The sequence below is a fragment of the Nonomuraea sp. NPDC054003 genome (assembly GCF_055585125.1).
Genome location: NZ_JBVJKR010000006.1, coordinates 441083 through 458404, shown reverse-complemented (window position 1 = coordinate 458404; position 17322 = coordinate 441083). Strand labels below are relative to the sequence as shown.

The following is a 17322-nucleotide window of genomic DNA, read 5'->3' as shown; positions in this document are numbered from 1 at the left end:
GGCACGCGCCTACTCGCCGGTCGCAGGTCCAGGCCCCGGCTTCGAAAGGAAAGAGATGGTGGAGCCGGTGCCGGCTGACCTGAACACGATTGAGCGCCGAGGCGCGGTGCCGGGACGGGGGTGCGCGCGATGAGCGTCGCGCTGGGCCTGGTGGCCATCTTCGTCCTCACCCTGGCCACCGGCTACTTCGTCGCCCAGGAGTTCGCCTACGTCACCGCCGACCGGCTCGCGCTGACGCAGCAGGCGGCCGCGGGCGACAAGAAGGCGGCCAAGGCCGTCAAGGTGCTGGAGCGGCTGTCGTTCATGCTGTCCGGCGCGCAGCTCGGCATCACCGTCACCGCGCTCGTGGTCGGCTTCATCGCCCGCCCGGCGCTGGCCGAGCTGATCTCACCCGCGCTGACCGCGCTCGGCATGCCCGCGGGGCTGGTGGACGCGGTGGCGCTGGCAATCGGGTTCGCGCTCGCCACGATCATCCAGATGGTGATCGGCGAGCTCGCCCCGAAGAACCTGGCGCTGGCCAGGCCGGAGCCGCTGGCCCGCGCGCTGGCCTCCTCGACCCTGATCTACCTGGCCGTGGCCGGGCCGATCATCAAGCTGTTCGACGCCACCGCCAACAGGCTGCTGCGCGCGGTCGGGATCGAGCCGGTCGAGGAGCTGCACCACGGCGCCACCCTGGAGGAGCTCGGCCACATCATCGGCGAGTCCGAGGCGCACGGCCACCTGCCCGGCAGCCAGGCCGACGTGCTGGAGCGGGCGCTCGCCTTCTCCGACCACACCGCCGAAGAGGTCATGGTGCCCAGGGCCGACGTGGTGGCCGTCGCCGCGTCGGCGACCGTCGCCGAGCTGGACGAGCTCATCGCCGCCCACGGCCACACGCACTATCCGGTGCTCGGCGCCACGCTGGACGACGTCGCCGGGCTGGTCAGCCTGCGGGACGTCGCCGCCGTGCCGACCGGCGCGGCGGCCACCACCCGGGTCGGCGACCTGGCCCGCGAGGTGCTCGTCGTGCCCTTCTCGCAGCCGCTGCCGGACCTGGCCGGCCAGCTCCACGCGCGCGGCGAGGAGGTGGCCTGCGTGGTCGACGAGCACGGCGGCCTGGCCGGCCTGGTCACCTGGGAGGACGTCGCCGAAGAGCTGGTCGGGGAGATCGCCGACGAGAACGACGCCGACACGCCCGCCGCGGTGCGCCGTGGCGACGGCTGGGAGCTGGACGCGGGCCTGCGGATAGACGAGATCGCCCTGGCCACGGACCTGAGCCTGCCGGACGAGGACGACTACGACACGCTGGCCGGGCTCATCCTGCACCGGCTGGGCCGCTTCGCCGTGCCCGGCGACGTGATCACCGCGGACCTGCCCGCCACCCTCGACCCCGGCGCGCCCACCCACGCCCGCATCGAGGTGCTGACCCTGAACCGCCACGTCCCCGAGCGCGTCCGCCTCACCCCGTACCGGCACGAAGGCGAGCAGCAGTCGTGAACCTGACCCTGGGCCTGGCCCTCACCCTGTTCCTGCTCGCCGGCAACGGCTTCTTCGTCGCCGCCGAGTTCGCCCTGGTCGCCGCCAAGCGCCACCGCCTGGAGAAGGCCGCCGCGCAGGGCAGCCGGTCCGCCGCGGCGGCGCTGGCAGGGATCAAGGAGCTGTCGCTCATGCTGGCCGGCGCCCAGCTCGGCATCACGCTCTGCTCGCTCGGCCTCGGCGTGGTCTCCGAGCCGCTCATCGCCGGCACGCTCACCCCGCTGTTCCACGCCGCCGGGCTGCCCGAGGCCGCCGCGCACGCGGTCGCCTTCGTCATCGCGCTGGCCATCGTGACCTTCCTGCACATGGTCCTCGGCGAGATGGCGCCCAAGTCCTGGGCGATCGCCCATCCGGAGCGCTCGGCCACCGTCCTGGCGCTGCCGTTCCGCGGCTTCACGCTGGTCGTCCGTCCCGTGATCAGCGTGCTGAACGCCGTCAGCGACGCGCTGCTCCGCCTGTTCAAGGTCCGGCCCCGGGAGGGCGACGCCAACCCGCGCACCCCCGAGCAGCTCCAGCACCTGGTGGAGGAGTCACGCAGGCTCGGGCTCATCGAGGCCGACGACCACGCCGTGCTCACCCAGGCCCTGCACGCCCCGAACACCGGCATCGCCGGGCTGATCACCCCGATCGACCGGATCGTCGGCGTGCCCGCCGCCGCCTCGGCCCAGGACGTGGTCGACGCCTGCCTGAACGCCGGACGCTCGCGCCTGATCGTCGGCCCCGCCGCGGCCCCGCTGGGCGTCGTCCACATCCGCGACGCCTACCTGGCGCGCCGCCGCTCCCGCGACGTCACCGCCGAGCAGCTCGCCTACCGCGTCCCGGCCCTGCACGCGGGCGCCTCGGTGTCGGACGCGGTGTCGGCGCTCCGGGCCGGCCACAGCCAGCTCGCGCTCGTCCGCGACGACGACGCCACGATCGGCATCGTCAGCCTCGACGACCTGCTGACCACCCTGCTGGTGCCAGGGAACGGGGAGCCGACGGCGCGCTGACGAGTCACGTGGCGATCCGGCCATTCCGAGGCCATGGCGGGAGGAATGGCGCTCTGGCTCACGGTGATGCGCCCGGGCACCGAGCGCGCCGACGTACGGGCACGTCAGACGGCGTGGCTGCTGACCACGGCGCCCGTCGCGCTCACCCTGACCTGTGCGGGCCTGGCAGTCGGCGGCTCACCGGCCCTGCTCCCGTGGGCGATCATCGCGATGGCGGTCGTGCTCGGCGACGCCGTGGACGTTCCCTGCACGCCTGGGCGCACCCTGGCCGGTGCTCGTCAGCGGCGCGCTGATCGCCCTGGGAACCCTGATCTACCTGCTGACCCTCGTACGTCTGACGGCGAGACTCCGCTCGCCGGGCGTGAGCATCGGCGGCGGCGGGCTCATCGGCCGTCGGACCGTCCGTCCACGGCGTTCCCGGAATCCCGCAGGTGGGTGGCGAGCTGTTTGCGCACAGGGCCGTAGTGGGCCTCGATCGCCGCCTGGAAGGCGGCCACGTCGCGCCGCCGGGCGGCCGCCACGATCTCCGCGTGCGCGTCGGCCGTCTCCCGTCCGTCGGCGGTGGACGGGGCCAGCAACGGGGCGACCATGCTGTGGACGTCCCAGAACGCCCCGGTGAGCTGCTGGACGAGGTCGATCTTCAGCGGCTCCATGAGCAGCAGGTGGAAGGCGCGGTCCTGCTCGACGAACGTCTCCCCCTTGTCGGCCAGCTCGCGCATCTCGGACACCAGCGCGGCCAGGGCGTCGAAGTGGGGCTCCTCCAGAGCCGCCACGAGGGAGGCCGCCAGGCCCTGTTCGAGCAGCTGACGGACGCCGATCACCTCGCCGAGCACGGTGAAGTCGTCGCGGCTGCTGAGCTGGACGCGGAAGGCGAGGCTCTCCACCAGGGCCACCAGGGACAGGCGGCCGACGTACATGCCGTGGCCGTGCCGCACCTCCACGATGTCGAGGGCGCTCAGCGTCTTGATCGCCTCACGCACGCTGGAGCGGCTCGCCCCCAAGCTCTCGCAGAGCACGGACTCGGTGGGCAGCGGATCGCCGGGCTTCAGATGGTTCCGCAGGATGAACGCCTTGATCTGCTCCGTCACCTCCTGCCGCCGCAACGGATGCCGCCCCGTGGCGGGTCCAGGGAAGTCCAGCGCCATCTTCTGCCTTTCCCGCGATGCCGGTCTCTGGCGTGCACCCTAAGCATAGGACGTCAGACGTCGTACGCCTCCCGGCTTCACCGGGTGCCCGGGGACGATTCTGCCGGAACCATGGCCGTCACGCCCTCGTCATCCTTTCGGCGAACCAGCGGGTGATGGTCGTCGGGTGGGTGATGGCGGTGCCGACGACCACGGCGTACGCGCCCGCCTCGACGGCTGCGGCGGCCTGCTCCGCCGTGTGGACGCGCCCCTCGGCGATCACCGGGACGGGCAGGTCGCGGGCGAGCCCGGCGACCAGTTCGAGGTCAGGGCCGGGTCCGGGGCGGGAGTACGCCGTGTACCCGGACAGGGTCGTCCCGACCACGTCCGCGCCTGCCTCGGCGGCGGCGATCCCTTCCTCGTACGTGGAGACGTCCGCCATCACCAGCCGGCCGGTACGGTCGTGCACGGCCTTGACGGTTTCGGCGAGCGTGCGGCCGTCGGGGCGCGGTCTGCGGGTGCCGTCCACGGCCACGATGTCCGCGCCGGTCGCGGCGACGGCGAGGGCGTGGTCGAGGGTCGGCGTGATGAAGACGTCCCCGTCGCCGTCCTTCCACAGACCGATGAGCGGCAGGTCCAGCGCCGCGCGGATCCGCCGCAGGTCCTCCAGCCCCTGCGCCCGGATCCCCGCCGCCCCGCCGGCGGCCACCGCCCGCGCCACCCGGCACATCGTGTCCGGGTCACGCATCGGCTCGCCGGGGTACGCCTGACAGGACACCACCAGACGGCCCCGAATAGCGGCCAGCGCAGGGTGCTCAGCGGCCGACGTCATGATCCTCCTCGATGGTGCTCGCGCGAATCCTCGATGGTGATCGCGCGAAGGGGGCCGATCACTCGCGCGTCCAGTACGGTTCCAACCGCCCAGCGGGCCAGCGCGAGGCGGGCCCACGCGAAACGGCCCACGCGAAGCGGCCCGACGCGAAACGGGCCCGCGCGAAGCGGCCCGACGCGAAACGGGCCCGCGCGAAGCGGCCCGACGCGAAACGGGCCCGCGCGAAACGGGGCGGCGCGAAACGGGCCCGCGCGAAACGGGCCACGCGAGGCGGGGCGGAAAATGGTGTCGGTCATGGGGACGCTTCCAGGGCCATGCGGGCGGCGCCGAGCAGGGCGGCGGCGCCGGCGAGGGCGGCGGGTTCGACCGGGACGTCTCGCAGTGCGGGCAGTACCTCGGCGGCGATGGCGGCGCGTAGCGGTCGCCACCACGGTTCGCCGCATCCGGCGACGCCTCCCCCGATGACCACGATCTCAGGGTCGATGACGTTCATCAGCCCGCCGATGAGCGAGCCGAGCGCGGCCCCGCCCTCGGCCAGGACGTCCGCGGCGAGCGGATCTCCGGCCGCAGCCAACCGAGCCACCCCGGCGAGGTCCGCGGCGTCCGTACCGCCCCGGCGACGGTACTCACCAAACAGGGCGGGGCCGGACGCGACCGCCTCCACATGCCCCTGCCCGCCGCACGGGCACGGCCTCCCGGCCGCCGCCGCCACCGGCACATGGCCCGCGTGACCGGCCACAGCGTGCGCCCCGTGCCGGACCCGCCCACCGAGCATGACCGAGGCGCCGACGCCGGTACCGACCGCGACCAGCAGGACGTCCTCCCGGCCGGCGGCGGCACCGCGCCACTGCTCGCCGAGCGCGTGCGCGTGCACGTCGTTGCCGACCACCACCGGCACCCCGAGCCTGCGCGACAGCTCGCCACGCAGATCGGTCCCCGCCCATCCAGCCAGTGCCCCGGTCGCCGAGACCACCACACCACGCCCCGGATCGACCACCCCAGCACTACCGACACCGACCGCGCTCACAACCCCCCGGCCACCGAGACCCCCGACACCAGCCGGATCCACGGTCCCATCGCAGAGGTCACGCCCGACCTCCGCACTACCACCCGCCCCCACGGACCCCCGCCCGTCACGGACGCCGCGACCGAACTCCGCACCACCGGCGGCTTCCACGGCCCCCTGCCGGTCATGGAGGTCACGACCGACCTCCGCACTACCCGACTCCACGGCCCCCCGCCCCTCACGGAGGTCACGACCGGCCTCCGCAGGCGGCCCCACCGATCTCCGCCCATCGCGAAGGTCACGACCGAACTCCGCACTACCAGCCGCCCTCACGGCCCCCCGCCCCTCACGGAGATCCCGACCGAACTCCGCACTACCGGCCGCGATCACAACCCCCCGGCTCTCGGTGAGGGTGTGGATGAGGGCGGTGGCGGTGGTGAGGATGGCGTCGGGGCCTTCGGTGGCGGGGGTGGGGCGGGTGGCCGTGGCCAGGAGGGTGCCGGAGTGGTCGACCAGGCCGGCGGCGATCTTCGTGCCGCCGATGTCCACGCCGACGACGAGGCTCACAGCAGCCCGGCCTCCTCCAGATGGGCGGCGACGGCGCGGCCCTCGTCGGCCGTCAGCTCGCGCATCGGCGCGGCGACGGCCGCGTGGCCGATGACCCCGCGCAGGGCCAGCGCGGTCTTGAACGCCCCGACGCCCCGCGTGCTGCCACCGGCGGTGGCAGGGGATGCCGCCTCGACGATGCGGAACAGCCGGGTCAGGCGGTCCTGCTCGGCCTTGGCGTCGGCCCAGCGCCCGTCGGCGCAGGCCCGCAGCAGCCGTACGTAACCGTGCGGGTCGACGTTGGCCAGGCCGGGCACGGCGCCGTCGGCCCCGGCGAGCATCATCGCGTCGACCACGACCTCGTGCCCGGTCAGCGCCGAGAACCCGGCGAGCCCGGCGGCCCGCAGGACCACCTGGCGGAATCCCACGTCGTCGCCGCTGGAGTCCTTGAGCCCGTCGACGACGCCGTCCGTGGCCAGGGAGAGCACCAGGTCGGCGGTGAGCTTGGTGTGCACCGACACCGGCACGTCGTAGGCCAGGAGCGGCAGGTCCACGGCGGCCCTGACGGCGCGGAAGTGCCGGTCGACCTCGACGGGATGGATGCGGGCGTAGAACGGCGCGGTCACCACGACGGCGTCCGCGCCGAGCTTCCTGGCGATCTCCGCCCGCTCGATCACGCGGCCGGTCGTCGTCTCGATGCAGCCGGCGAGCACGGGCACCCGGCCGGCGGCCGCCCGCACCACGACCTCCAGCGCCTTGTCCCGGCGGGCGTCGGTGAGGAAGACCGCCTCACCGGAGCTGCCGAGGGCGAACAGGCCGCTGACGCCCGCCTCGATCAGGAACTCGACCAGCCGCTCCAGTGACGCGGCGTCGATCTCGCCGTCCGGCGTCAGAGGGGTGACGACCGGCGGGATGACGCCGCTGAAGCGGGGCTTGCGGGGGCTCAAAGAAGGCTCCTTACGGGCGATTCGGGGTGGACGCAGTGCCAGAAGTGCGCCTCCGCCTGAGTGGCGGGCGGGAACTCCTGCGCGCACGCCTCGGTGGCCTTCCAGCAGCGGGTGCGGAACGGGCAACCGGACGGCGGGTGAGTGGCGGACGGGACCGGGCCGGTGAGCACGATCCGTTCGGTGTCGTCGAGCAGGCTGGGCGTGGCCGAGAACAGGGCCCGCGTGTACGGGTGGCGCGCCCGGCCGGCCACGTCGGCGACCGGCCCCTCCTCGACCACGCGGCCGAGGTACATGACCGCGATCCGGTCGGCGAGGTAGCGGACCGTCTGGATGTCGTGGGAGATGAACACCAGGCCGAGCCCCAGGCTCGTGCGCAGGTCGAGCAGGAGGTTGAGCACCTGGGCGCGGACGGAGACGTCCAGCGCGCTGGTGGGCTCGTCGGCGACGATCACGTCGGGTTCGAGGGTCAGGGCGCGCGCCACGGCGACCCGCTGGCGCTGGCCGCCGGAGAGCTGGCCGGGCAGCGCCTCGGCGACGTGGCCGGGCAGCCCGACCAGGTCGAGCAGGTCGCGCACGCGTTCCTCGCGCTGCTTCGGCGTGCCGCGCCGGTGCACGTCGAGGGGGTCGCGCAGGATGCGGCGCACGGACAGGCGGGGGTTCAGCGCGGTGGAGGCGTCCTGGAACACCATGGCCACGGCGGCCCCGAAGTCCCGCCGGCGGCGCCGTACCGGCAGCGTCCACAGGTCCTCGCCGCGGAAGCGCACCGTGCCCGAGGTGGGCACCTGGAGGCCGACCACCACCTTGGCGAGAGTGGACTTGCCGCATCCCGACTCGCCGACCACGCCGAGGATCTCGCCCCGGCCGACGGAGACGGTGGCGTCGGTGAGTGCGTGCACCTTGTCGCGGCGCACCAGGCCGCCGCTGCGCGCGGTGTGCACCACGTGCACGTGTTCGAGGCTGACGACTGGTTCGTTCACCGTTGTCCCCCTCCGGGATGGAAGCAGGCCCGCGCGTGGTCGTGCGGGTCGCCGGCCAGCGGCGGCGGAGCGGTGCGGCAGGTCGCGTCCGCGGCCGCGCACCGGCCCGCGAAGCGGCAGCCAGGCCCGAAGTCCCGGGGCGCGGGCACCACGCCCGGTACCTGGTGCAGCCGTTTGGCCCCGCTCTCCAGGGAGAGCACCGAGCCGAGCAGGCCCCGGGCGTAGCGGTGCTCGGCGCCGGACAGGAGCGAGCCGGTCGTGCCGATCTCGGCGAGCTGGCCGGCGTACATCACGGCGATCCGGTGCACGAGCTGACCGACCAGGCCGAGGTCGTGCGAGACGAGCAGCATCGCGAAGCCGAGCTCGTCCCGCAGCTCGACCAGCAGCTCCACCACCTGCGCCTGCACGGTCACGTCGAGCGCCGTGGTGGGCTCGTCGGCGACCAGCAGCCGCGGGCCGCGGGACAGGGCCATCGCGATCAGCACGCGCTGGCGCTGGCCGCCGGACAGCTCGTGCGGGTAGCTGCGCCGGGTGCGCGCCGGGTCCAGGCCCACGAGTTCGAGGAGCTGCTCCGGCGTACGGGTGCCGCCTCTCTTGGTGAGCTGGCGCAGCTGGGTGCCCACGAGGACCGACGGGTTCAGCGACGACATGGCGTCCTGGTAGACCATGGCGATCTCCGGGCCGGAGATCGCCCGCCGTTCGCCTGGCGGCAGGTGCAGGATGTCGCGGCCGTCGTAGACGATCCGGCCGCTCACCTGCGCGGCGCGGGGCAGCAGACCCATGATGGCCAGGCTGGTCAGGCTCTTGCCGCAGCCGGACTCGCCCACCAGCCCGAGCGTCTCGCCCACCCGTACGTCGAAGGAGAGCGACTGGACGACCGGGACGTCCCCGTATCGCTGCGGGAAGCGGATGGTCAGGTCCTCGACCGACAGCAGCGGCGCGGCCCCGGGCGGCAGCGGAGGGACGCGTGGCGGGCGCTCGCCCGCCACGACGGCGAGCCTGGCGAGCGCGTCCCCGGTCTCGGTGCTCTCCTCGGCGGGTACGGCCGCCGAGGAGACGTCGTCGGCCGGTGCGGCGGCGCGCCGGGCGGAGCGGGGCGCGGCCCACGCGTCGGTGAGCCCTTCGGCGAGCAGGTTGAGCGCGAGCACCGTGACCAGGATCGCCAGGCCGGGGAAGAACGTGGCCCACCAGCCGCCGGCCAGGACGAGCTGCCGGCCGTAGGCCAGCACGTTGCCCCAGCTCGGCGCCGGGTCCTGGATGCCCGCGCCGATGAACGACAGGCTGGCCTCGAAGATGATCGCGTCGGCCACCAGCACGGTGGCGAACACCATGATGGGCGCGGCGCAGTTGACGGCGACGTGCCTGACCAGGATGTGCGGCCTGGTGGCGCCGATGACCTTCTCGGCGGCGACGTAGTCCTCGCCGTACTGCGCCAGGACGTTGGCCCGCACCACCCGCGTCAGCTGCGGCACGTACAGGAAGGCGATCGTGCCGATCAGGACCGGGAGGTGGCGGCCGAAGACCGCCACCAGCACCGCGGCGAGCGCGATGCCGGGGAAGGCCATGACCACGTCGAGGACGCGCATGATGCCCTCGCTGACGGCCTTGCGCGAGGTGGCCGCGAGGCTGCCCAGCACCGCGCCGGCGGCGACGGCGAGCGCGGTGGCGCCCAGGCCGATGAGGAGGGAGGACTGCGCGCCGTGCGCGATCCTGGCGAAGACGTCACGCCCGGCCCTGTCGGTGCCGAGCCAGTGGTCGGCGCCGGGCGGGACGGCGGGCGTGCCGGTCGCGAGCGGATCTCCGGCGAAGAGCGGCGCCAGCACGGCGAAGAGCGCGATCGCCACGAGCACGGCGAGGGAGACGACGGCGACCGGGGAGAGGCGCGCGAAGCGGATGCCGGGGTCGGAGAGCCGGGCGGTCAGGCCTGATCTGAGCATCTCACACCGCCCTGATCCGCGGGTTGACGAGCAGGTAGAGCAGATCGACGACGAGGTTCACGAGGAGGAACGCCACCGCGATCGTCAGCACCGCGCCCTGCACCAGGGCCACGTCGCCGTTCGTGACGCCTTCGAGGATGAGCTTGCCCATGCCGGGCAGGTCGAAGATCGTCTCGATGACCACGGCGCCGCTCAGCAGGTAGCCGACCCGCAGGCCGAGCACGGTGAGCGGGGTGATGAGCGCGTTGCGCAGCGCGCCGCGTACGACGATCGCGCGGGGCAGGCCGTTGCCGGTGGCGGTGCGGACGTAGTCCTTGTCCAGTTCCTCCACCATCGAGGTGCGCACCAGGCGCGACAGCGAGGCCGCGGCCGGGACGGCGATCGCGATCGAGGGCAGGGCCAGCGACAGGAGCCAGCCGGTGACGGAGTCGGCCGGGTTGACGTAACCGCCGGTCGGGAAGATCGGAACGCCGAGCGCGAACTCCTGGATGAGCAGGATGCCCAGCCAGAAGGAGGGCATCGCCACCCCCGCGATGGACAGCACGCGGGTCACCTGGTCGGGCCACCGGTCGCGGTGGAGCGCGCCGGTGACCCCGAAGGCCAGGGCGCCGGCCACGGCGAGCACCAGGCCCAGCACGGTGAGCTGGATCGTGAGCGGGAAGGCCGTGACGACCCGGTCGATCACCGGGGTCGCCGGCGGGGCGGTGTAGCCCAGGTCGCCCTGCGCCAGCTGCCCCAGGAACCGGACGTAACGCAGCGGGAGGGGGTCGTCCAGCCCGTGCTCCGCCCTGTAGGCGGCGCGCGCCTCCGGGCTCGCGCCGTCGCCGAGTGCGTTGTACGCGGGATCGTTGGGCGAGAACTGGAGGACCACGAAGACCAGCAGCGTGACGCCCAGCAGCATGGGCGGCAGGATCACCAGCCGTCTCACGGTCAGCCGTAGGAGTGCGAACATGGCGCTTTCTCGTCGGGGCGGTCAGACGCGGGCGACGTCGAGGAAGGACAGGCCCGTGGTCGGGATGGGCTGGAAGCCGGTGAGCGCCTTCTCGTCCCAGGCGGTGGGCAGCTTGCGGTGCAGGATCGGGTAGAGCGGCACCTCCTCGGCGACGAGGTCGACGGCCTGGCCCCACAGCTTCTTCTGCTCCGTGGCGTCGTCGGTCCGCACCGCGGCGTCGAGCAGCTCCAGCATCTTCTTCGCCTCGGCGGTCTCGCTCCAGCGGTAGCGGTTCTCCGGCCAGATGCCGTCGTAGAACCAGCGCAGCAGCAGGTCCATGTCGTTGCCGAAGACCGAGGGGTCGCCCGGCGCCACCAGGACCTGGAACGCGCCGGGGTCGATCTTGTTGGTGTACTGCCCGCCCGACTGGCCGATGTCGAGCGTGGTGGTCACGCCGACGGCGTCCCAGGACTCCTTGATGATCGGGACGACGTCCTTCACCCAGCCGGTGTCGGTGGTGACCATGGTGACCTGGAGGTTCTCGACCCCGGCCGCCTTGAGCAGCTCCTTGGCCTTGTCCGGGTCGTAGCCGTAGACGGTGGCCGCCTCGGCGTACGCCGGGTGCGACTCCTGGACGTAACCGGTCGCCGCGGCGGCGTTGCCCAGCATGCCCGTCCGGATGACCTTGTCCTTGTCGATCGCCCAGTGCAGCGCCTGGCGCACCCGCTTGTCGTCGAAGGGCTTCTCGGCGCAGTTGAACATGAGGAAGAGCAGGCCGAAGGACTGCACCGCCTCCAGCTTGTGCTTCTGGCCGACCTTCTCGGCGTCGAGGTACGGCACGTCCTCGATCGCCGCGACGCGGCCGGACTCCAGCGCGGTCACGCGGGCGGACGGGTCGGACAGCAGCCGCCAGGTCATGTTCTTGACCTTCGCGGGGCGCGGGCCGTTGTACTCGTCCCACCGCTCGAAGACGATCTTGTCTTCCTTGGTCGCCTCGATCAGGCGGTACGGGCCCGAGCCCACGGGCTTGGCGTCGAAGGCGGCCTTGTCCTTCTCCACGATCGCCCTCGGCACGATCTTGACGACCGCGAGCCGCTCCTTGAGCAGGGGGAAGGCGTGCTTGAGCTTGATCTCCGCCGCCGTGTCGCCGACCGCGGTGACGCTCTCCACGAACGGGATGAACTGCACCATGAGCGAGGCGTTGGCGGGGTCCATGACGCGCTCGAAGCTGAAGGCGACATCTCCGGCCGTCACCGGGGAGCCGTCGTGGAAGGTGGCGCCCTGGCGCAGGGCGACCTTGTACGTGGTGTCGTCGACCTTCTCCAGCTCTCCGGCGGCGAGCGCGGCGTACGGCTCGCGGGTCACCGGGTCGAGGTCGAACAGCGCCTCCAGGGTGTGCATGTTGGCCGCGACGGGCGTGGCGCCGGACGAGGTCATCGGGTCGAAGCCGGTCGACAGGGCGTACGAGATGCCGGCCTCGATGCTGTCGGCGGCGGCGGCGGGCGCCGCGCTGCCGGTGGAGGCGGGGCCCGAGCACGCGGCGAGCGAGCCGGTGAAAGCGGTGGCGGCGCTCATGGCCCCTACGAGCCGCAGGAAGCCGCGGCGGTTGACGGACGGGGCGGGATCGGGCATGGCTACCCCTCTCCTTTAATGGTGACCGTTTTGGGGGGTATCGTCACGGGTGCGGCACAGGACACATGACGTCTGATGTCTGATGCCGATGCGGGGAATGTAGACGACCTTTGGACGAAAGGGCAAGATGTTGGCCGTGATCGAGCCCATCTCGCGACCGTCCCGCGGTACGCAGCTGCGACAGCGAGAGGTGGCCGAGCGCATCAAGCAGTACATCCTGCACCACCGCCTGCGGCCCGGCGACGCGCTCCCCACCGAGGCGGAGCTGTGCGCGGCCATCGGCGCGAGCCGCTCCAGCGTGCGGGAGGCGATCAAGACCCTCACCGCCCTCGACATCGTCGAGGTGCGCCACGGATACGGCACCTACGTCGGCAAGCTGTCACTCGCCGCCCTGGTCGAGAGCCTGAGCTTCCGGGGCCTGCTCAGCCGGTCCGACGACTACCAGGTGCTCTCCGAGCTGGTCCAGGTGCGCCAGACCCTGGAGCAGGGGCTCGCCTCCGCGATCATCCCCGCCCTGGGCGAGGATCTGCGCGGCGAGCTGGAGAGGCTCACCGACGAGATGGACGAGCGGGCGCGGGCGGGCGAGACGTTCATCGAGCAGGACCGCGAGTTCCACCTGCTCCTCATGAAGCCTCTGGGCAACGAGCTGGTCACCCAGCTCACCGCCGCCTTCTGGGACGTGCACGCGATCGTCGCGCCCACCATGCACACCACCCCCGAGTCGGTGCGCGAGACCGTCGCGGCGCACCGCGCGATCGTGCGGGCGGCCTCCGCCGAGGACCTCCAGGGGTTCGCGGAGGCGATCGCCGCCCACTACGCCCCGGTGCGGCGGCACCTGAGGGAAAATCGCGGGCATTGACGGCTCTCCACCCCGCACTTACAGTACGGGACGTCTGATGTCTGATGCTCCTCGGCTCCAACCCCCCGAACCGAAGGAGCGATCGATCCGTGATGTCCCTGCCCAGAAGGCTCCTGCGCGGAGTCTTAGCCCTCGTCCTGTCCGTCGCCGCCGCGGCGGTCTTCGTCCCCGCCCCCGCCTTCGCGGCCGTCCCCGGCGTCTCGGCGACCGTCGGGGCCGACTGCCCGCTCAGCCGGCTGCAGCTCACCCTGGACAACAAGTCGGCCCAGACCCAGACGTACACCGTGACCTGGCCCGGCCGCTCCGGATCGCCGTGGACCCGCACGGTGCCCGCCGGAGGCAGCGCGCTGCTCCACTGGACGCTCGACCCCGGCACCCCGTACACCCTGCGCACCACGACTCCGACCGGCCTCGACACCACGCAGAGCGGCAGGTTCCACTGCGGCGGCGGGATGTCCGCGCTCGTCGGCTTCGACTGCACGGAGAGCCGCCTCCAGCTCATCCTGGAGAACCGCACCACTGCGGCGAAGACGTTCACGGTCACCTGGCCGGGCCGGACCGGCTCGCCCTGGACGCGCACCGTCGCTGCGGGCGGTAACTACCTGCACTTCAGCAAGGGCGGCGGCTGAGAGCTGGGCCGATGTAACGATGATGGCCCTGACCTGCGGTTCGTCCACTCATCAGCTCTCAACGTTTCCGGGCTTCTCACACCCTCATGTGCCCTCGTTGTGCCCTGCCCTCGCAGATCTGGGTGATCTCCGATGCCACAGCATGCCACCTGGGAAAACGACTCGATCATATAGCTGAGCAGGGATTACGCTTGCGGGCATTTCGCATCACTTGTCGCTGGTTCGGTGCTCCCACGGAACAGGAACGGAACAGAGTAGGAGGCCACTCCATGGCGATTCCCGAGAAAGGCTCACAGCTCACCACGGTCGACGGCATCACCGACCGCTGACGCGTCCGACACAAGCCCACCTACTCCCAGGGAAACAGTTGGGAACCAATGACCTTAAGTGGTGCGTTCGTAACATTCACGAAAGATCACCACGATCCACCCGTGAAACCCCAAGGTAAGACTCCAGCGCCTGCTTGATGACCTCGTACGGTGTGCAGGCGAGCTGTTGCGCGTGCTCACGGAGCCATGCTTCCAGGTCGAGAGGGAGGTACTTCGACCGATTGTCGAGGTTCTCCAGCTTAGTGACCCAGCGGCAGTTGTCGGGCGAGTAGCCGAGATCATTGTCGATTCGGTCGAGTTCCTTGCCTTCGACATAGCCGTGCCTCATTGCCCAGTCCCGGAAGTTCTCGAAGCTGTCGACCCACTCCGTGCAGACCGTGATCCCCCGCCCGGAGTAACGATGAGCTCCCCTGATGTTGGGGTTGGAGCAGCGCTGCTTCATAGCGGACCAGGCCCGGTAGAGCGGCTTCCCAGACTCACCGTGAGTGCGGCGCCTGGTCCGCCGGCTCTCGGCGTCGAGGCATCCGCAGCTTCGCGTGTTGCCGCTGCGCACACTGCCCCATCGAAGCTCCTTTCGGGTTCGGTCCTCGCAGGAGCATTCGACCAGGACCCAGCGCTCGTTCCCTCGCGCGGAGAACGCCGGTCGGAGGTCCAGGACCTCTATCACCGTCAGGCGTCCAGATGTGAACCCCACTCTGGCACCACGACCAGGGCGCTGAAACACATCACTCCCGCCGGTCGGCGTCGCTGAGGTCGTCATGAGATTTGCTCCCTCTCGGCGCGCAGCGCTTCGAGGGCCGCTCGGATCACGGAATAGGTATCGACGTCATCCTCGGCGGCACGTGCCTCCAGCGCTTCGTGAAGTGGCGTTGGGAGATACCTTGCGCGGTTCAGCAGGTTCTCTAGATCAGTGACCCACCGGCAGTTGCCCGGCTCGTACCCGCGGTCGTTGTTGATCCGGTCGATGGTAAGGCCGTCTGCGTAACCGTTCTCCAGGGCCCATGCCTCGAACGCACGGAAGTTCTCCCAGCCTGAATCCACCGCTATCCCGCGGCCGCCGTAGCGCTTCCACTTCTCAGATGTCGGGTTTGAGCATCGTTCGCGCATGTTCGCCCAGATCCTATGGAGACGGTCATAGGACTTCCCGTGATAGCGATAGCGATCGTACGTCTGCTGGCGGCCCTTCCATACACGATCTACGTGAATCCTCGCCTCGGGATTCACATCAAGGCTGATGTAGCAGAAACCGCATGCTGCGGCCTTGCGCCGCTCCAGATCGTCCTCCCGGACATCGTCTTCCCATACGCAGTCCGGGCCCATACACCGCAGCCGTACGAAGTAGCGGTTGCGCATCTGGGATTGCCCGCTGCGCCCCGGCACCAGCAGGGCGAATGGAAGCGAGACGACCTCGAAGACCCCCAGCTGTGTACCTATCGGCAGAGGTGTGCGGTTTCGCGCTGGCATCGGGTCGGCTCCTTGGACTTGGGGTCGCAGAGATTCGCTGACGCTATCGGCTAGCTCCGACAATTTCTCCCCCTCCGACCGAAGATGCCGGAATCTGGACTACGCTCCGATCTCATACCTAGCTGATGCCGGACGAAGATCCAGAGGTCCTGTTACAGGCATCCGGCAGTAGCTCGCGCGCGAGTCAGGGAAGCGAGAGCAAGATTCCGGATCAGGCTCATGTGTGTGAACGTCACGGCCGCACCACTGTCGCGGGGCTGCTGTCACCTCAGCCACGGTCACCCGGTGCCGGGGCCCGACGAAGGAGGGCCTCGGCGTCGATCGCCCCGGCCACCGTCGGCCATAGGCGAAGTGAGCGATCGTCACGGCCTTCGCCATCAGAGATGGGGAGGTTGAGGCCAGTGGATGTTAAACCACTTGACCTACGGGTTTGGTCTCCTACGCTGGTGAGCTGAGCACTGCACAACGCTTATCCTTGGACACCTTCATGAAGCAGGAATCTCGATGTCAAACTTCTCGCCAATAGATCCACCTAGTAAGTATGAGGATGCCCTTGAGGAGAAACCTTCGCCGATCCTGATGCCTCCGACAGTATTTATGGACGAGTCAAGTAGTACCGGGGAGAATCTCCTAGACGCCAATCAGCCGGTCTTTGTTCTTGCTGGCTTGCATATGGATACAGCCGAAGCCAGCGAGCTCCTTCGAGTCGTTCAAGCAGAGCTTCCTGCCACCCATGGCGAACCAAAGTACACCGCCCTAGCCAACACAGATCGTGGCCGCGAAGCACTGCTGAGTATATTTGAGTCAATACCGAACCACTCTGTTGCAGCATATGTGGCGCACAAACCATTTATGGTTGTAGGCAAGATGGTTGACTTACTACTGGAAGAGTTGCTGCATTCTGTCGGTTACGATATGTACGCGGACGGATCCGCGGTAGCCATGACTCACATGATTTATTTCGTGGCACCTGTCCTGGGTGATCCTTTGGCGTATAACAAGATGCTTCAAGTATTTATTGATGCCGTTCGCTATAGAAAGAGAGCATCAATCGACGACCTCTTCGTGGCCATAGCCAACTATCGAGAGACATGTGATCCGCAGTGGGCGGAAACCGTCGAGATGCTTGAGCTTTGCCGCTCGGAAGCAGATAGGGTGGCGGCAAGGGTTTCGACAGGAGACATGCGCGACTGTCTCGATCCAGCCATTCCTATCCTAGTTACATTGTGTGAAGAGTTTGCGAGAAGGGTAGGGGTTTTTCGGCTGGTACACGATCAATCTAACGCGATCGCCCGCCAGAGAACGAAACTTCTGGCTCTTGATCTTTTGCCTGACCCAACACGCCCGGGCGAGAATCTTTCTCCCCTTCCCATCTCAACCCTAGACTTCAGCGATAGCACGATAAGCCCGCAACTGCAGATTGTTGATTGGATCGCAGGCGCTAGTCGGCAATGGAGTACAAATCTAGTGACTGGTAGCAATGATACTTTCGCCCGACGTCTCGAACCATACGTAAGGCCATGGCTAGTAGGAGCACTCTGGCCCGATCAGAATGCGATCGGAGATCGGCATATCCAGTAAGTCAAGGCTGGAAGAGTCGTCGAG

General features: G+C 70.0%; 17 protein-coding genes. 5 read left to right on the top strand and 12 right to left on the bottom strand.

Annotation, left to right across the window (positions count from 1 at the left end):
* Window positions 1-129 precede the first annotated feature (129 nt).
* The gene (locus ACZ6YG_RS18745; protein ID WP_148029740.1) at window positions 130-1476 is read left to right on the top strand and encodes a hemolysin family protein; all 1347 of its coding nucleotides are present in this window, start codon (window positions 130-132) and stop codon (window positions 1474-1476) included.
* The gene (locus tag ACZ6YG_RS18740; RefSeq protein ID WP_466018696.1) at window positions 1473-2504 is read left to right on the top strand and encodes a hemolysin family protein; all 1032 of its coding nucleotides are present in this window, start codon (window positions 1473-1475) and stop codon (window positions 2502-2504) included. The genes ACZ6YG_RS18745 and ACZ6YG_RS18740 overlap by 4 nt, the downstream gene beginning before the upstream one ends.
* A 104-nt stretch (window positions 2505-2608) precedes the next feature.
* Here ACZ6YG_RS18740 and ACZ6YG_RS18735 read toward each other — a convergent pair whose 3' ends face one another.
* The 10 genes from ACZ6YG_RS18735 to ACZ6YG_RS18690 all read right to left on the bottom strand — a co-directional run bounded on the left by ACZ6YG_RS18735 (window position 2609) and on the right by ACZ6YG_RS18690 (window position 12436).
* Window positions 2609-2755, bottom strand: a complete 147-nt coding sequence (locus ACZ6YG_RS18735; protein WP_271277741.1) for a hypothetical protein — start codon at window positions 2753-2755, stop codon at window positions 2609-2611.
* Window positions 2756-2887: 132 nt separating this feature from the next.
* A complete protein-coding gene (locus ACZ6YG_RS18730) occupies window positions 2888-3592 on the bottom strand; it encodes a FadR/GntR family transcriptional regulator (protein WP_466018695.1) in 705 nt (234 codons plus the stop codon).
* Between the two features lie 175 nt (window positions 3593-3767).
* Complete coding sequence (locus ACZ6YG_RS18725; RefSeq protein WP_397198687.1) at window positions 3768-4460, bottom strand: N-acetylmannosamine-6-phosphate 2-epimerase; 693 nt, start codon at window positions 4458-4460, stop codon at window positions 3768-3770.
* A complete protein-coding gene (locus ACZ6YG_RS18720) occupies window positions 4457-4756 on the bottom strand; it encodes a hypothetical protein (protein ID WP_466018694.1) in 300 nt (99 codons plus the stop codon). Before ACZ6YG_RS18720 ends, ACZ6YG_RS18725 begins: the two co-directional genes overlap by 4 nt.
* On the bottom strand, window positions 4753-6033 hold the full coding sequence (locus ACZ6YG_RS18715) for an ROK family protein (protein WP_466018693.1): 1281 nt from the start codon (window positions 6031-6033) through the stop codon (window positions 4753-4755). Before ACZ6YG_RS18715 ends, ACZ6YG_RS18720 begins: the two co-directional genes overlap by 4 nt.
* Complete coding sequence (locus ACZ6YG_RS18710) at window positions 6030-6959, bottom strand: dihydrodipicolinate synthase family protein (RefSeq protein ID WP_466018692.1); 930 nt, start codon at window positions 6957-6959, stop codon at window positions 6030-6032. The genes ACZ6YG_RS18715 and ACZ6YG_RS18710 overlap by 4 nt, the downstream gene beginning before the upstream one ends.
* Window positions 6956-7936: an oligopeptide/dipeptide ABC transporter ATP-binding protein gene (locus ACZ6YG_RS18705; protein ID WP_466018691.1), complete on the bottom strand. Its 981-nt coding sequence runs from the start codon at window positions 7934-7936 to the stop codon at window positions 6956-6958. The genes ACZ6YG_RS18710 and ACZ6YG_RS18705 overlap by 4 nt, the downstream gene beginning before the upstream one ends.
* Entirely contained in the window at window positions 7933-9873 is a 1941-nt protein-coding gene (locus ACZ6YG_RS18700) for a dipeptide/oligopeptide/nickel ABC transporter permease/ATP-binding protein (RefSeq protein WP_364231410.1), read from the bottom strand. Before ACZ6YG_RS18700 ends, ACZ6YG_RS18705 begins: the two co-directional genes overlap by 4 nt.
* Before the next feature lies 1 nt (window position 9874).
* A complete protein-coding gene (locus tag ACZ6YG_RS18695) occupies window positions 9875-10825 on the bottom strand; it encodes an ABC transporter permease (RefSeq protein WP_148029732.1) in 951 nt (316 codons plus the stop codon).
* 21 nt (window positions 10826-10846) lie between these two features.
* Window positions 10847-12436, bottom strand: coding sequence for an ABC transporter substrate-binding protein (locus ACZ6YG_RS18690; RefSeq protein WP_466018690.1), 1590 nt, complete (start codon window positions 12434-12436; stop codon window positions 10847-10849).
* Window positions 12437-12572: 136 nt separating this feature from the next.
* Here ACZ6YG_RS18690 and ACZ6YG_RS18685 point away from each other — a divergent pair, with 136 nt between their 5' ends.
* Complete coding sequence (locus ACZ6YG_RS18685) at window positions 12573-13295, top strand: FadR/GntR family transcriptional regulator (protein ID WP_466018689.1); 723 nt, start codon at window positions 12573-12575, stop codon at window positions 13293-13295.
* Between the two features lie 92 nt (window positions 13296-13387).
* On the top strand, window positions 13388-13924 hold the full coding sequence (locus ACZ6YG_RS18680; RefSeq protein ID WP_466018688.1) for a phospholipase domain-containing protein: 537 nt from the start codon (window positions 13388-13390) through the stop codon (window positions 13922-13924).
* 405 nt (window positions 13925-14329) lie between these two features.
* Here the strand turns inward: ACZ6YG_RS18680 and ACZ6YG_RS18675 are convergent, their stop codons facing one another.
* Both ACZ6YG_RS18675 and ACZ6YG_RS18670 read right to left on the bottom strand, forming a co-directional pair.
* A complete protein-coding gene (locus ACZ6YG_RS18675; RefSeq protein WP_466018687.1) occupies window positions 14330-14695 on the bottom strand; it encodes a hypothetical protein in 366 nt (121 codons plus the stop codon).
* A 314-nt stretch (window positions 14696-15009) separates the two neighbouring features.
* Complete coding sequence (locus ACZ6YG_RS18670) at window positions 15010-15717, bottom strand: hypothetical protein (RefSeq protein ID WP_466018686.1); 708 nt, start codon at window positions 15715-15717, stop codon at window positions 15010-15012.
* A 504-nt stretch (window positions 15718-16221) separates the two neighbouring features.
* On the opposite strand from ACZ6YG_RS18670, the gene ACZ6YG_RS18665 reads away from it, so the two are divergent.
* Complete coding sequence (locus ACZ6YG_RS18665; RefSeq protein WP_466018685.1) at window positions 16222-17298, top strand: DUF3800 domain-containing protein; 1077 nt, start codon at window positions 16222-16224, stop codon at window positions 17296-17298.
* The last annotated feature ends 24 nt before the right edge of the window (window positions 17299-17322 follow it).